Annotated in this window: 13 protein-coding genes; 8 read left to right on the plus strand and 5 right to left on the minus strand. The window is 69.3% G+C overall.

Annotation, left to right across the window (positions count from 1 at the left end; genetic code table 11):
- Positions 1–11: 11 nt before the first annotated feature.
- Positions 12–1,445, plus strand: a complete 1,434-nt coding sequence (locus JQS43_RS14835; protein WP_239674978.1) for an endo-1,4-beta-xylanase — start codon at positions 12–14, stop codon at positions 1,443–1,445.
- Positions 1,446–1,544: 99 nt separating this feature from the next.
- Positions 1,545–3,962: a ricin-type beta-trefoil lectin domain protein gene (locus JQS43_RS14840; protein ID WP_239674979.1), complete on the plus strand. Its 2,418-nt coding sequence runs from the start codon at positions 1,545–1,547 to the stop codon at positions 3,960–3,962.
- Between the two features lie 75 nt (positions 3,963–4,037).
- On the opposite strand, the gene JQS43_RS14845 is transcribed toward JQS43_RS14840, so the two are convergent.
- Complete coding sequence (locus JQS43_RS14845) at positions 4,038–4,808, minus strand: FadR/GntR family transcriptional regulator (RefSeq protein ID WP_239674980.1); 771 nt, start codon at positions 4,806–4,808, stop codon at positions 4,038–4,040.
- A 161-nt stretch (positions 4,809–4,969) separates the two neighbouring features.
- Between JQS43_RS14845 and JQS43_RS14850 the strand changes: the two genes are divergently transcribed.
- The 6 genes from JQS43_RS14850 to JQS43_RS14875 are packed head-to-tail and all read left to right on the plus strand — an operon-like array spanning position 4,970 to position 11,071.
- Positions 4,970–6,238: an ABC transporter substrate-binding protein gene (locus JQS43_RS14850; protein WP_239674981.1), complete on the plus strand. Its 1,269-nt coding sequence runs from the start codon at positions 4,970–4,972 to the stop codon at positions 6,236–6,238.
- Between the two features lie 4 nt (positions 6,239–6,242).
- Positions 6,243–7,238 carry a carbohydrate ABC transporter permease gene (locus JQS43_RS14855; protein WP_239674982.1) on the plus strand — a complete coding sequence of 332 codons (996 nt, stop codon included), beginning with the start codon at positions 6,243–6,245 and terminating at the stop codon, positions 7,236–7,238.
- The gene (locus JQS43_RS14860) at positions 7,238–8,065 is read left to right on the plus strand and encodes a carbohydrate ABC transporter permease (RefSeq protein WP_239674983.1); all 828 of its coding nucleotides are present in this window, start codon (positions 7,238–7,240) and stop codon (positions 8,063–8,065) included. Before JQS43_RS14855 ends, JQS43_RS14860 begins: the two co-directional genes overlap by 1 nt.
- Positions 8,049–9,203, plus strand: coding sequence for a mandelate racemase/muconate lactonizing enzyme family protein (locus tag JQS43_RS14865; protein WP_239674984.1), 1,155 nt, complete (start codon positions 8,049–8,051; stop codon positions 9,201–9,203). Before JQS43_RS14860 ends, JQS43_RS14865 begins: the two co-directional genes overlap by 17 nt.
- A gap of 27 nt (positions 9,204–9,230) precedes the next feature.
- Positions 9,231–10,301: a zinc-dependent alcohol dehydrogenase gene (locus tag JQS43_RS14870; RefSeq protein WP_239674985.1), complete on the plus strand. Its 1,071-nt coding sequence runs from the start codon at positions 9,231–9,233 to the stop codon at positions 10,299–10,301.
- The gene (locus tag JQS43_RS14875) at positions 10,301–11,071 is read left to right on the plus strand and encodes an SDR family oxidoreductase (protein ID WP_239674986.1); all 771 of its coding nucleotides are present in this window, start codon (positions 10,301–10,303) and stop codon (positions 11,069–11,071) included. The genes JQS43_RS14870 and JQS43_RS14875 overlap by 1 nt, the downstream gene beginning before the upstream one ends.
- A gap of 7 nt (positions 11,072–11,078) precedes the next feature.
- On the opposite strand, the gene JQS43_RS14880 is transcribed toward JQS43_RS14875, so the two are convergent.
- The 4 genes from JQS43_RS14880 to gap all read right to left on the minus strand — a co-directional run bounded on the left by JQS43_RS14880 (position 11,079) and on the right by gap (position 15,362).
- Positions 11,079–12,320 carry a class I SAM-dependent RNA methyltransferase gene (locus JQS43_RS14880; protein ID WP_239674987.1) on the minus strand — a complete coding sequence of 414 codons (1,242 nt, stop codon included), beginning with the start codon at positions 12,318–12,320 and terminating at the stop codon, positions 11,079–11,081.
- Between the two features lie 62 nt (positions 12,321–12,382).
- On the minus strand, positions 12,383–13,171 hold the full coding sequence (gene tpiA / locus JQS43_RS14885; RefSeq protein ID WP_239674988.1) for a triose-phosphate isomerase: 789 nt from the start codon (positions 13,169–13,171) through the stop codon (positions 12,383–12,385).
- Positions 13,171–14,364, minus strand: coding sequence for a phosphoglycerate kinase (locus JQS43_RS14890; protein ID WP_239679450.1), 1,194 nt, complete (start codon positions 14,362–14,364; stop codon positions 13,171–13,173). Before JQS43_RS14890 ends, tpiA begins: the two co-directional genes overlap by 1 nt.
- Positions 14,361–15,362, minus strand: a complete 1,002-nt coding sequence (gap, locus tag JQS43_RS14895; protein ID WP_239674989.1) for a type I glyceraldehyde-3-phosphate dehydrogenase — start codon at positions 15,360–15,362, stop codon at positions 14,361–14,363. The genes JQS43_RS14890 and gap overlap by 4 nt, the downstream gene beginning before the upstream one ends.
- Positions 15,363–15,477: the final 115 nt, after the last annotated feature.

The following is a 15,477-nucleotide window of genomic DNA, read 5'->3' on the forward strand; positions in this document are numbered from 1 at the left end:
AGGGAGCCAACATGATCCGTAGCTCGTCCGAACGATGGCGCCACCGGTTTCGGTCCGCCCTCGCCACCGTGGCGATCGCCGGCCTGGCAACCACCACTGCGGTGGTCGGGTCACCGGGAACCGCCCAGGCCGCCGAGACACTCGGCGATGCCGCCGCCCAGAGCGGCCGTTACTTCGGCGCCGCCGTGGTGCCAGAACTCCTCAACGATACCAATTATGTGACCACACTCGACCGCGAGTTCAACGCGATCGTCGCCGAAAACGTGATGAAGTGGGATGCCACCGAGCCGAGCCGCGGCCAGTTCAACTTCAGCGCCGGTGACCAACTCGTCGAACACGCTCGTAGCCGCGGCATGCTGGTGCGCGGCCACACCCTGGTCTGGCATGCTCAGCAGCCCGGCTGGGTCCAGGGCCTCAGCGGAAACGACCTGCGCCAAGCCATGATCGACCACATCAACGGCGTCGCCGGTCACTGGAGCGGCGACATCTACGCCTGGGACGTGGTCAACGAGGCCTTCGAATGGGACGGCACCCGCCGGCAGTCGAACCTGCAGCAGCAGCTCGGCCAGGGCTGGATCGAAGAGGCGTTCCACGCCGCCCGGGCGGCCGACCCGAACGCCAAGCTCTGTTACAACGACTACAGCATCGACGGGATCAACCTCAAGAGCACCGCGATCTACAACATGGTCATCGACTTCCAGGCCCGCGGCGTGCCGATCGACTGTGTCGGAATCCAGTCTCATCTGAGCTGGGACTCCGACCTCAGCAGCTACCAAGCGAACCTGCAGCGCTTCGCCGACCTCGGCATAGATGTCGAGATCACCGAACTGGACGTCGGCGGCTCCGGCTCCGCGCAGGCCGCCGTGTACCAGCAGGTGACCGAGGCGTGCCTGGCGGTCGCCCGCTGCACCGGCATCACCACCTGGGGCATCACCGACCAGCACACCTGGCGCCCCAACGACACCCCGCTGTTGTTCGACGCCAACTACCAGAAGAAGCCGGCTTACCACGCCGTCCTCGCCGCCCTGAACGGCGCTGACCCTGGCGGCGATTCTGGTCAGCTCCGGGGAGTTGGCTCTGACCGCTGTCTGGATGTGCCGGAACAGTCGACTGAGCCCGGCACCGCGGTGCAGATCTGGGACTGCTGGGGCGGCGCGAACCAGCAATGGACCCACACCGGCTCCGGCCAGCTCACCGTCTACTCCGGAGCATCGCAGCTGTGCCTTGACGCATCCGGAGCCGGCACGACCGACGGCACCCCGGTCATCGTCTGGACCTGCCACGGTGGTTCCAACCAACAATGGCAGCACCACGGGGACGGCTCGATAACGGCGGCGAACTCGGCGCTGTGCCTCGATGTCGTGGGTGTCTCGAGCGCCAACGGCGCACAGCTCCAGCTCTGGAGCTGCTCCGGTGGCAGCAACCAGCAATGGACTTTCGACTGACCATTCGGTGACCGGCAGGGCCGGACACAGTCGGCGGAACGCGCGGCACGTCCGGCCCTGCCCACAACCTGAAACCCGCACGCAGGGAAGGGAAGAACCATGCACCGTTCACCCCCGCTACGCCGGCAGGCAACCGCGTTGGGGCTCGCCGTCATTCTCGCCACCGGTAGCCTGGCCGGGCTGGCGACAACCCCGGCCCACGCCCAGCAACCGGCCACCTACCCGATCTTCGTCGCAGCTCCCGGCACCGGCAACGCCGACGACAACGGCCCGGGGACCGCCGACCAGCCGCTGGCGACGCTCGCCGAAGCTCAGCAGCGCGCCCAGCAGGCCGCGGCTGCGGGCGATGGTGACGTCGCTGTCAACCTCCTGGACGGCACCTACCGGCTCAGCACGCCGCTGCGGTTCGACGCCGCCGACTCTGGCCGCAATGGGCACACCGTAACCTGGCAGGCAGCACCGGGAGCAGAGCCCGTCCTGACCGGAGCGCAACCGGTCACCGGCTGGCAGCTCGACGACCCGGCTACCGGCGTCTACCGGGCCGACGTCGGCACCGGGGTCGACGCCCGCCAGCTCTACGTCGACGGGGTCCCGGCACAGCGGGCCCGGATCAGCCTGTCCCCAGCCGACGTCGAGCTCAACTCGACCGGGTTCACCATCCACAACTCGGACCTCGACTATCTGTCGTCGCTGCCGCACCAGCAGAGCATCGAGTTCCAGACCAAGTTGACCTGGACCAACCGGTTCTCCCCGGTGGAGAGCATCTCCGGGAGCACGGTCACCATGCAGCAACCCGCCTGGGACAACAACACCTACGGGTGGGACACGGTCCAGAACCCGTACCTGGGACCGAGGTACTTCCTGGTCAACAACCGAGCGTTCCTCGACGAGCCCGGTGAGTGGTATCTCGACACCGAGGCCGGATCCCTCTACTACCAACCCTTGCCCGGCCAGGACCTGGCCACCGCCGAGGTCGAACTCCCCCGGCTGGAGTCGCTGATCCAGGTCGGTGGCTCCTATGACCAGCCGGCCGAGGCCCTCCACTTCGCCGGCCTCACCTTCGCCGGCACCAGCTGGCTCCACCCCGGCTCATCCGATGGGTACGCGAACCAGCAGACCGGCACGTTCATCACCGGGGTCCAGCCCCATCGACCCGCGGACGCCTTCGAGTCGTGCTCGCGCGGCTGCTACGGGTTCGAGGGCGCCCGTAACAGTTGGTCGCAGATGCCCGGGGCGGTGCAGGTTTCAGCCGCCGACGGGATCACCTTCGAGAACAACACCTTCGTGAACCTCGGCTCAATCGGGCTCGGGATCGGCAACGATGACAACGCCCACGCCACCGGGGTCGGGCTGGGCGCCCACGACGTCACGGTCGTCGGCAACACCTTCACCGAGAGCGCCGCCGGCGCCATCGCGGTCGGCGGCGTCCGCCCGGACGCGCACCACCCGTCCGATCCGCGCATGGTCAACCGCGACATCGTCATCAGCAACAACCAGATCTACGACACGGTACGCGAATACTTGGACACGGTAGCGATCCTCGCCACCTATGTCACCAGACTCGACATCGAGCACAACTACATCGCCGACATGCCCTACAGCGGCATCGCCGTCGGGTACGGGTGGGGCGCCAACGACGAGGGCGGCGCCCAGGAGTACGTCGACCGTGGGCTCTACGACTTCCAGCCGATCTACGACACCCCCACCACCCACACCGACGTCCACATCGTCGGTAACTACCTCCGGAACACCGTCCAGACGCTCTGGGACGCCGGCTGCATCTACGCCCTGTCGGCGCACCCCAACAGCAGCGTCGCAGGCAACTTCTGCGAAAACACCGGCCAGCTCGGCCTCTACTTCGATGAGGGCTCCCGCTACTTCACGGCGACCGACAATGTCCTCATGAACACCGCTGGCCAGTGGGCGCACGCCAACATCCAGGGTGGCCACAACACCGGCGACCTGACCCTGACCGGCAATTTCTCCACCAGCTCCGATATCACCGGCATACCCCACGGTGAGCGGGGCAACATCGTCCAGGGCAACACCGTCTTCGCAGCCAACAATCCGCCAGCGGCAGCCGCCGAGATCATGGCGAACGCCGGGCCCACCGATGGTGCTCCGGCCGGGGAGCTGCGCGGGGTCGGGTCCGACAAGTGCCTCGACGTCCCCGGCGAGACCACCGACAACGGCACCCAGGTGCAGATCTGGGACTGTTGGGGCGGCGCCAACCAGCAGTGGACCTACACCGCCGCCGGTGAACTCACCGTCTACTCGGGGGGCTCACGGCGCTGCCTGGACGCCGAAGGAGGCGGCGTCGAGAACGGCACCGCGGCGATCATCTGGACCTGCCACGGCGGGCTGAACCAGCAGTGGGACCTGCACCCCGACGGCACCATCACCAACGCAGCGTCGGACCTCTGTCTGGACGTCAGCGGCTTCGCCACCGAGAACGGCGGCCTGGTGCACCTCTGGACCTGTCACGGCGACACCAATCAACTGTGGCAGCGAGGCTGATCTCGTTACCACCGGCACCGAGCGGGCGGCCCGCGCCGTGGGCCGCCCGCTCGGTGGGCCGCCCGCGCTCTCGCCTCAGCGGTGCAGCCGCACCGGCTCGCCGGGGGCGGTACGGCGGACCAGCCAGGCCTCGGTGATATGGGCGAACGTCGCATCCGCCGCACCGTCGGGATCGTGCGCGGCGATCCGTTCGTAGATGCGCCGGTGCCCGCGGTTGGACGCCACGCACAGGCTGCGTTGGTGCTGGCCCATGTAGCGGGCGGTGTTGATGACCTGGCTCTCCAGCGCCCGCACCACGGCCCGGGCGATGCGGTTTCCGGACGCCTGCATCACCAGGTCGTGAAAGGCACGATCGTGCTCGGCGTAGGTGACCGGGTCGTCGACGAGCTCATCCATCCGATCGACCAGCCCCCGCAGCTGTTCGATGATGTCGGGGCTGGCGAGCCGGGCGGCGACGTTGGCCATGTCCGACTCCAACAACCGCCGGGTGACCACGACATCGTCGAGGATCGCCAGGCTGTCGTCCTGTGCGATGCTCGCCGCCAGGACCAGCTCGTCGAGCATGTCCCACATGGGCGGCGCGCTGACCATGGTGCCGGTGCCGTGACGGACCTGCACCAGCCCCTTTTCCTGCAGCATTTTCACTGCTTCCCGGACGACGGTCCGGCTCACCGAGAAGGTCTCGCAGAGGGCGGGTTCGGCCGGCAACAGGGTGCCCGGCGGGTGGACGCCCCGGACAATGCGCTCCACCAGCTCAGCGGTGACCGCACGGGTAAGGTTCGCCGGCCGGCGCGCCCAAACCGAAGGCGGTGAAGCGCTCGCGGTCGACTGCTGCGATGCGGTCATTATCCCCTCCGGAGCGGCGGCTTACAGCACGTGGCCTGACGTGCGGGTCGAATTCAGTGTACGTCTGCGATGTTGACATGTGACGTCATACGAGTTACGTTCGGCGCCAATCTCGGCAAAGGTCGGCTAGCCGTACGACCATATCTGGAGAGTGATCGCCGATGAGGCAGAAGATTTACGGACCGGTTGTCCTGGTGGCGGCGCTGGCCCTGACAAGTTGCGGAAGCGCCACCGGATCTGGAACCAGCTCGGGCGGCGCAACCGACACGCTCGTGGTCTGGGACTGGAAATCCGGCGATGCCTCCGCGGCGGCTTACCTCGAGCAAGCGAGAGCCGACTTCGCCGAGCAGCACCCGGACACCACGGTCGAGTTCGTCGCGCAGCCGTTCGACCAGTACTACACCCTGCTCGGCGCCGCTATCCAGGCGGGCGAAGGGCCGGATGTCATCATGTTCAACGGCGGCGGGCAGCTCCGGGACCGGACCGGCGCGCTGGTCCCGCTGGACGACTACGTCGCCGACGACCAGCAACGGCTCGCGGGCTGGGAGGCCTTCAGCGACGACGGTGAGATCTACGCAGCACCGGTGACGTTGCAAGGTCACCCCGTCTACTACAACAAGGGCCTCTACGAGCAGGCGGGGCTCGACCCGGAGCAGCCGGCGGCGACCTGGGACGAGTTCCTCGACAACTGCGCGACCATCGAGGACGCGACCGGAGCCCACTGCTTCGCGATGGGCAACCAAGAGGGCAGCGGGATCCAGTTCTTCATGTCCGGCATGGGCCCGAGCATCCTCACGCCGGCCGAGTACGACGCCTGGATCGAGGGTGAGCGGGACTGGCAGGCGCCCAATGTGCGGCAGATCTTCGAGCTCTGGACGGAGGTCGAGACAACCGGCCTGAACAACCCGGGCGTCAACTCGACCACCATGTTCACCGACATGTTCGCGATCTTCGAGGCCGGCGAGGCCGCGCACGTCATCGGGCTGATGTCGGACATCGGCCACTGGAAGGACTTCAACGAGTTCCTCGGCGAGGACGCGGTCGGGGTCATGGACCCGCCGATCGTCACCGACGGCGCGGCGCCGCTGCTGCCCTATGACGGTGGGATCGGGTACGGGGTTGCGCGGTGGACCGCCGATCCGGCGCTCGCGGCCGACCTGGTCCGATCGCTGACCTCGACCGACGCGCTGACCGCCTTCTACCTCGAGTCCGGCGCGATCGCCTCCGACACCTCGATCGACACCTCGGGCAGCGGCGCCGCCGCCGGCACCCTCGTGGCGCAGCTCGAGACCGGTAAGCCCGCCCTGCACGTGGCGCTCTCGTCGGCCACCCAGGAGCTGATGGGCCGGCTCTCGCAGCAGCTCCTCTCCGACTCGGTCACCGTCGACGAGGCGTTGGAACAGCTGGCCGCCTCCGATCAGGCGGAGTGACCCCGTGGCGGTTGAAGGGACACCGTTGTCGGTCCGGCCGGCCGGGGCCGGCCGGACCGACAACGGCCGGGCGAGCGACCGCCGGAGCCGCCGACCCGATCCGGGCACTCGGTCGGGCCCGCCGCGCAACCGCCGCCGGCTCACCAGTGACCGGCTGGCCCCGTACATCCTGGTTGCTCCGGCGGTGCTCATCATCGTCGCGTTCCGGTTGTGGCCGTTGGCGCTCGGCATCAACTTCTCGTTCACCGGCGACCTCGACCGGGACGGGCAGCCGGTCGGCCTGGCCAACTACATTGAACTGTTCCGGGACCCGCTGTTTCAGATCGCGCTGCGCAATGTCGGGCTGCTGGTGCTGCTGCTGCCGGTGGCGGTGGCGATTCCGGGTGCCCTCGCGACCTTCATCTTCCTGCGGGTGCCCGGACATCGGTTCTACCGCAGTGTCTACTTCTTCCCGGCCGTGCTCTCGCCGGTCATCGCGGGCGCCATCTTCAACCTGCTGCTGGCCTACAACGGTCCGCTGAACCGGCTGATCGGGACGGTCGGGCTCGGCCCGATCGACTGGCTCGGCGATCCGAAGCTCGCCATGTTCACGGTGGTCGGGGTGCACATCTGGGCAACGTTCGGGATGGCCCTGGTGATCTTCCTGGCCGGGTTCGCCACCCTGGACCACGCCCTGCTGGACGCCGCCCGGGTGGATGGCGCCTCACTCCCCCAGGTGATCTGGCACGTGATCCTGCCCGGCCTGTCCCGGACCATCCAGTTTGTCGTCGTCACCACCATGATCGGCCTACTCACCTCCATGTTCGCGCTGCTCTACGTCATGACCAGCGGAGGGCCCGGCGGAGCCACCTACCTGCCCGAGTACTACATCTGGGTCCAGATGGGTCAGATGAACCGGCCCGCTCTCGCGTCGGCCGCTTCGACGGTGCTCTTCTTCATCATGCTGGTGGTTGGCCTGGTACAGGTGGCGATCCTCCGTCGCGCAGGGAGGGAAGACTGATGCGAAGCGCTCGCAGGACCGGCTGGCTCCTCGCCATCCCGATGGCGGCGCTCGCCGTGGCCACGATCTATCCGCTGGTGTTCACCGCGAACGTCGCCATGAAGACCCGCCGGGAGTACGTCCTCGACCGGTTCGCCCTCGCCGAGTCGATCCGTTGGGACAGCTTCGTCGCCGCCTGGACCACCGCGGGCATGGCCCGCTACTTCGTCAACTCGGTGGTCGTGGTGTCGATCGCCGTGGCGCTGCTGTTGCTGCTCGGCTCGATGGCCGGCTTCGCGTTGAGCCACCTCCGGTTCCGCGGCTCGCGGGTGCTGTTCCTGGGCTTCCTAGCCGCCTTGTTCGTCCCTTTCCAGGTCATCATGGTCCCGCTCGCCCGGACCATGGCCGACGTTGGCCTGCTGGACACCTACGCCGGGCTGATCCTCGCCTACGTGGCGCAGTTTCTTCCGTTCACGATCTACCTGATGACCAGCTACTTCAGCGGCATCCCGCGGGAGTTGGTGGATGCGGCCCGGGTCGACGGCAACACCTTCTACGGTGTCTACCGCCGGATCATGCTGCCACTGGGCAAACCGGCGCTGCTCTCCGTGGGCATCCTCAACGCCTTGTTCTGCTGGAACGACGTACTCATCGCGCTGTTGGTGATGCGGTCGGCCGACCAGCGCACCCTCATGATCGGAGTCACGACGCTGCGCGGGCAGTACTCCGACAACATCCCCACCTTCGCTGCCGGCGTACTGATCGCCGCGGTACCCGTGCTCGCCATCTACCTCTTCTTCCAGCGCCGGATCGTCGACGCGATCACCGCCGGTGCCACGAAAGGCTGACATGCGGATCACCGGGTTTCGCGCCCTGACCACCCTGCAGGAATGGGACCGGCCGGTCGGCGACGCCAACGGCGTCTTCGCCGACGGCGTCGTGCTGGTGCCGATCGTGCTGGTCGAGACCGACGTCGGGATCACCGGGGTCGGGCTGGGCCCGCACGTACTGCTGGAGGTCGTCTTCGAAGCGATCGTGGGTGAGGACCCCCGTGGGGTCACCGCCCTGTACGACCGCATGCTCCGGCAGACCTTCAAAGCCGGCCACACCGGAGCAGTCTTCGGTACCATCGGGGCGCTCGACACCGCCCTGTGGGACATCAAAGCGAAGGCCGCCGGAGAGCCGCTGTGGCGCCTGCTTGGCGGCCGGGACCGGCGGGTTCCCGCCTACGCGTCGGGTCTCGACATCGACCTGACCGACGACGAACTGGTCGCGGTCTACCAGACCTACGCCGAGCGGGGCCTACGGGCGGCCAAGCTGAAGGGCGGTCTCGATGTGGAACGGGACCGGCGCCGGCTGACGCTGGTGCGTGAGCTGCTGACGAAGGCCGGCGACGGAGCGCGGCCCGGGCTGATGCTCGACGCGAACGAGTCCTGGAGCCGCAAGCAGGCGGTCCGCCACGTGTGCGAGCTGGAACGGACACTAGACCTCAGCTGGGTGGAGGAGCCGGTCCGGCGCTGGGACGCCGAAGGCCTGGCCACCGTCGGACGGGGCATCCGGGCCTCGGTCGCCAGCGGTGAGAACCTCACCGGGCTGGAGCAGTACCGTCCGCTGCTCGCCGCCGGAGCGATAGACATCGTCCAGACGGCGGCCGTCTGGGGGGTCACCCACTTCTTGCGAGTGGCCACCGTGGCCCACGCGCACGACCTGCCGGTCAGCGCGGTCGGCAACACTCCGGTCGGGCTGCTGCACGCGACGACCTCGGTGCCCAACCACCTCGTCAGCGAGCTACAGGACCTGCAGCCACCGATCGGCGTCACTACCGATGTCGAAGTCGAGGACGGCGCGTTCATCCTCGGCGACTCGGCCGGTCTGGGCATCGAGGTCGATGCAGCCGCGATCGCCGCCAGCAGCCACCATCGCTCACGCGACCAGCCCGCCGGGCCGCATGTCCGACCAGAGCGGGCCGGGCAACGGTTGGGTTGAGCGACCATCGGGAAGGAGCACACACTGATGCATGCGGCACGCTACCTCGGTGACGCGGCGATCGCCGTGGCCGAGCTGGAGCCGGTACCGCCAGGACCGACGCAGGTGCAGATAGGCGTCGAGTTCACCGGCATCTGCGGTACCGACCTGCACATTAGACATGGGGCGATGGACGGCCGGGTACGCGTGCCGGCGGTGCTCGGCCACGAAATGTCGGGGCGGATCACCGCCCTCGGCCCGGGAGTGTCCGGCTGGCGAGTCGGCGACCCGGTGACCGTGATGCCGCTGCGGTGGTGCGGGTCCTGCCCCGCCTGCCTCGCCGGCCACCGGCATATCTGCCACCGGCTCGACTTCCTCGGCATCGACTCGCCGGGCGCGATGCAGCAACGATGGACGGTGCCGTCCGAGCTCCTGGTCCGGGTGCCGGATGGGGTGCCGCTGCGCGATGCCGCACTCGTGGAGCCGACCGCGGTCGCCGTACACGACGTGACCCGGGCGGGCCTGCTGGCCGGCGAGTCGGCGGTGGTGATCGGTGGCGGCCCGGTGGGCGTGCTGATCGCCTGCGTGGCCCGCTCGGTGGGTGCGGAGGTGGTGGTCGTCGAACCGGACCCGCACCGGCGACGGATCGCCCAGCAGCTGGGGCTCAGCGTGCTGGACCCCGGCGGGGCGCCGGGTGGGCAAGAAATCGAGGCCGAGATCCGGGAGCGCACCGGGGGCGCGGGGGCGGCGGTCGCGTTCGAGGTCTCCGGCAGCGCGCCCGGGTTGGCGACGGCGCTGTCAGTGCTGGCCGTGCGCGGGCGGCTGGTGGTGGTGGGCATCCACTCCGAACCGCGAACGGTCGACCTGCACCGGGTGTTCCTGCGCGAGCTGACCCTGCTCGGCGCGCGGGTCTACGAGCGGTCGGACTTCGAACGGGCGGTCCAGCTGATCGCCGACGGAACCATCCCGGCGAGCCGGCTGGTGACCCGAGTGGAGCCGCTCACCTGCGCGGCGGCGGCATTCGCCGCGCTGGAGTCTGGCGGTGACGTGATGAAGGTACTGGTCGACTGCGCCGGCCAGGAACCAGGCGGGCCGGACGTCGGGCGCGGTGAGGAGTGATGGTGACGGATCAGTTGTTCGACCTGTCGGGCAGGCTCGCGGTGGTAACCGGGGCTCGGCGGGGGATCGGTCTGGCGATGGCCCAGGCGCTGGCGCGGGCCGGCGCCGACATCATCGGCGTCTCAGCGCACCTGGCGGAGCACGGAAGCCAGGTGGAGCAAGCGGTGACCGACGCCGGCCGGAGATTCACCGGGTACCGGTGCGACTTCGCCGATCGGGCAGCGGTCACGGGGCTGGCCGAGCAGCTGTGCGGGCTAGAACGGCCAGTGGACATCCTGGTCAACAACGCCGGAACGATCGCCCGCGCGCCGGCGCTGGAGTACTCCGACGAGCTCTGGGACGAGGTCCTGGCCGTGGACCTGTCCAGCCAGTTCGTGCTGACCCGACGGATCGGGCGGGAGATGGTGGCCCGCGGCTACGGGAAGGTGGTGCTGACCGCGTCGCTGCTGAGCTTCCAGGGTGGGATCAATGTGGCGGCCTACACCGCGGCGAAGTCCGGCTTGGCGGGGCTGACCAGGGCGCTGGCGAATGAGTGGGCGCCCCACGGCGTCAACGTCAACGCCATCGTCCCGGGCTACATCGCCACCGACAACACCCGGGCGCTCCAGGACGACCAGGCCCGCAACCAGGCGATTCTGGACCGCATCCCGGCCGGGCGGTGGGGGCGACCGGACGATCTGGCCGCCGCCACCGTCTTCCTCGCCACCGCTGGCTCCAACTACGTCAACGGGATCCTGCTGCCGGTCGACGGCGGCTGGTTGGCCCGATGATCCCGGGTCAGGCCGGCAGCAGCAACGCCACGAGTTCGATGTGGTGAGTCATCGGGAAGCAGTCCAGCCCGCGCAGCGACGCCAGCCGCCAGCCATGCTCCCGGAAAGTACGCAGGTCGCGGGCGAGCGCCGCCGGGTCGCAGGCGACGTAGGCGACCGCCCGTGGCCGGGCAGCCATGATCGCTTTGGTGACGGCGGATCCCGCCCCGGCCCGCGGCGGGTCGAGGACCACCAGGTCGACCGGGGTCGGCAGCTGACGGCGCTGCAGCGCCCGCTCCACCCGATCCCGGCGGACCGTGACCTGGGGCAGGTCTGACAGGTTGTCACCGGCCGCCGCCACCGCCGCGGCGTGCGACTCCACCAGGGTCACGGGAGCCACTCCGGACTCGGCCAGCGCGGCCGCGAACAGGCCGGCCCCACCGTAGAGGTCCCAGCCGGACTCGCCCGGCTGCGGAGCGAGCAGCTCCTGGACCGTCGCGACGAGCGCGTCCGCGGCGGCGGGATGGCCCTGCCAGAAGACCTCCGGTGGCAATTCCCAGCGCCGGCCGGCCGCCGTCTCGGTGATCTGCTCCGGTCCGGAGACCAGGCTGGTGCCGGCCGGACTGATGCTCCGGACGGTGACCTCACCGGTCGCGCCGGCGGTCGCCGCCACCTCCCCCGCGTCTGGCCACGGCTGGGCGGTCAGTTGGCGCAGTTGGATGTGTGGGTGGGAGATCCGGCAGCGGTCGACCGGCACGACTTCGTGCGAGCGGTGCGCCATCAGCCCGGCCTGCCCGTCGTTGTCGACGGCGAGCCGGAGCCGGGTACGCCAGCCGAGCAGCCCACCCGGCAGCGGGGCGATATCGAGGCCGATCGCGGCCACCTCGGACTCGGTGAGCCCGCCGAGCCGCTGTAGCTGCTCGGCCACCACCGCAGCTTTCCAGTCGAGCTGCGCGGCCTGGCTGGCGTGTTGCAGGTCGCAGCCGCCGCAGCCACCGGGGTGGGCGTACGGGCAGGGTGGGGTGACTCGCTCCGCGGAACCGATCAACACCTCGACCGCGTCGGCCCGCAGGTAGCCCCGCCGGACCTCGGTGATCTCAGCGACGACCTGCTCCCCGGGGAGCGCGTGCCGGACGAAGATCACCCGGCCGTCCACTCGGGATATGCAGTGGCCGCCGTGCGCGGGCGCGCCGACCGAGAGGGTGATCCGCTCCCCCACTACTGGCTGGTCCCCAAGCGCTGGCTGCGCCCCCACCGCCGGGTCGATCATGAACTTAGAAGCAGACTCGCCCGGCGTGTCGTCCCCTATGCTCATGATCGACCCGATCGGGCTTACTTCTGGTGCTGCTGGTAGCGGCAGATCGCGACGAAGTCGTCCGCGACCAGGCTCGCCCCGCCCACCAGCGCACCGTCGATATCCGGCTCGGCCATGATCTCGGCGGTGTTGTTGGGCTTGACCGAGCCGCCGTAGAGGATCCGGGCGGCGTCGGCGACCGAGTCGCCGAACGACTCCCGCAACCGGGCCCGGAGGGCACCGATCACCTCCTGCGCATCGGCCGGGGTGGCGGTCTTGCCGGTGCCGATCGCCCACACCGGCTCGTAGGCGACCACCACCTTCCCGACCTCGTCGGCCGACCGGCCCGCGAGCGCGCCATCGAGCTGGGCCACGGTGTGGGCCACGTGCTCGCCGGCCTCCCGGACCTCCAGCCCCTCCCCGACACACAGGATCGGGGTGAGCTCGTTGTCGAGCGCCGCCTTCACCTTCGCCGCCACCACGGTGTCGTCCTCGGCGTGGTACGCCCGCCGCTCCGAGTGGCCGACCACCACGTACTGGCAGCCGAGCTTGGCGAGCATGCTGCCGGCGATGTCGCCGGTGTACGCGCCGGGCTTGTGCGGGGAGAGGTCCTGGGCACCGTAGCCGAGCTTCAGCTTGTCACCGTCGATCAACGTCTGGACACTGCGCAGGCTGGTGAAGGCCGGCAACACCACCACTTCGACCGCTTCGAGCTCCTGCTCGGAGAGGCTGAACGCCAACTTCTGCACCAGCGCGATCGCGTCGAGGTGGTTGACGTTCATCTTCCAGTTGCCGGCCATCAACGGCCGGCGGGTCGGCTTGGCCATCATGCCTCCAGGGCGGCGAGACCGGGGAGGGGCTTGCCCTCCAGATACTCCAGGGACGCGCCGCCCCCGGTGGAGATGTGACTGAACCCGGACTCGGGCAGGCCGAGCACTCGGACCGCCGCGGCCGAATCGCCGCCGCCGACCACGGTGAGCCCGTCCACGCCCGCGATCGCCTCGGCCACCCCGCGGGTGCCGGCGGCGAACGGGGCCAGCTCGAACACGCCCATCGGGCCGTTCCAGAAGACCGTCTTCGCCTGACCGATCGCCTGCGCGAACCGGGCCACCGTCTCCGGACCGATGTCCAAGCCAAGCCGGTCGCCCGGGATCTGCGACACCGGAACCGTCGCATGGTCGGCGTCGGCCGCGAACGCGGTAGCGGCGACCACGTCCACCGGCAGCAGCAGCCGGTCGCCACCGCGGGCGATCAGCTCCCGGCAGGTGTCGATCATCTCCCGCTCCAACAGCGACGAACCGACTTCGTGCCCCTGGGCGGCGAGGAACGTGAAGCACATGCCGCCGCCGACCAGCAGCCGGTCCACCTTGGGCAGCAGCGCCTCGATCACCGCCAGCTTGTCGGAGACCTTCGCGCCACCGAGCACCACCACGTACGGCTGCGCCGGCGACTCGGTGAGCTGCCGCAGCACCGTCAGCTCGTCGCGGACCAGCCACCCGGCGTACGCGGGCAGTTGGGCGGCGACATCGACGACGCTGGCGTGGGCCCGGTGCACGGCGCCGAACGCGTCGTTGACGTAGACATCACCGAGGCCGGCGAGCGCGGCGGCGAACTCGCCCCGCTCGGCCGGGTCCTTGCTCGTCTCGCCGGGCTGGAACCGGAGATTCTCCAGCAGCGCCACCTGGCCGCCGGTGAGCCCGGCGACGGTGGTCTGGGCCGCCTCCCCCACCGTGTCGGTGGCGAACGCGACCGGCGACTCGAGCAGCTCCCCCAGCCGGCGGGCCACCGGCGCCAGGGTGTACTTCGGGTCCGGGGCGCCCTTCGGTCGGCCGAGATGCGAGCAGACCACCACGGACGCACCGGCGTCGCGCAACGCAGTCAGGGTCGGCAGCACCGCCCGGATCCGGCCGTCGTCGGTGATCCGATCGCCGTCCAGGGGGACGTTCAGGTCGGCGCGCAGCAGCACCCGCCGACCCGACACCCCCTCGGCGAGCAGGTCGTCGAGGGTCCTCATGGTCAGTTGGACCCCACGAGCTTGACCAGGTCGACGAGCCGGTTGGAGAAGCCCCACTCGTTGTCGTACCAGCCGACGACCTTCACCTGGTCGCCGATCACCCGGGTCATCCCGGCATCGAAGATGCAGGAGGCCGGGTCGGTGACGATGTCGGCCGACACGATCGGGTCCTCGGTGTAACGCAGCACCCCGGCGAGCGGCCCTTCGGCGGCGGCCTTCACCGCGGCGTTGATCTCGTCCACGCTGGACCCGCGGCTGGTGGTGACGGTGAGGTCGGTAGCCGAACCGGTCGGGATCGGCACCCGCAGGGCGAAGCCGTCCAGCTTGCCCTTCAGCTCCGGGAGCACCAGGCCGATCGCCTTGGCAGCACCGGTAGAGGTCGGCACGATGTTCAGCGCCGCGGCCCGGGCCCGACGCAGGTCCTTGTGCGGGCCGTCCTGCAGGTTCTGGTCCTGCGTGTAGGCGTGGATGGTGGTCATCAGACCACGCTCGATGCCGACCGCGTCGTTGATCGCCTTCGCCATCGGGGCCAGACAGTTGGTGGTGCACGAGGCCATCGAGATGACGTTGTGCTGCGCCGGGTCGTAGGCGCCGTCGTTGACCCCGAGCACGACGGTGACGTCCTCGTTCGTCGCCGGAGCGGAGATGATCACCTTCTTGGCGCCGCCGGCCAGGTGCGCCTTGGCCTTCTCGCCGTTGGTGAAGAAGCCGGTCGACTCGATCACCACGTCGGCGCCGACCTCACCCCAGGGGAGCTTGGCCGGGTCCTTCTCGGCGAAGGCCTTGATGCTCTTGCCCCCGACAACCAGCTCGTCGCCGTTGACCTTGACCTCCTGCGGCAGCCGCCCCAGGATGCTGTCGTACTTGAGTAGATGCGCGATAGTGGCGGCGTCACCCAGGTCGTTGAACGCCACCAGTTCGATGTCGGCGTTGGTCGCCAGCACCGCCCGGAAGAAGTTGCGGCCGATGCGGCCAAGCCCGTTGATACCAACCCGGATGGTCACAGGTCTCGTCTCCTTGCACTCTGGTCGCCGGCCACCGCTCCGGGCCGGCCCTCTCACCTTCGCCGGTTCCCCGACTCCGGCGCAGTTAGTCCCTCGTCATCGTCGAGGACTCACA

Origin of the sequence: Natronosporangium hydrolyticum (assembly GCF_016925615.1) — a bacterium.
In the GTDB taxonomy this organism is placed as follows: Bacteria; Actinomycetota; Actinomycetes; order Mycobacteriales; family Micromonosporaceae; genus Natronosporangium; species Natronosporangium hydrolyticum.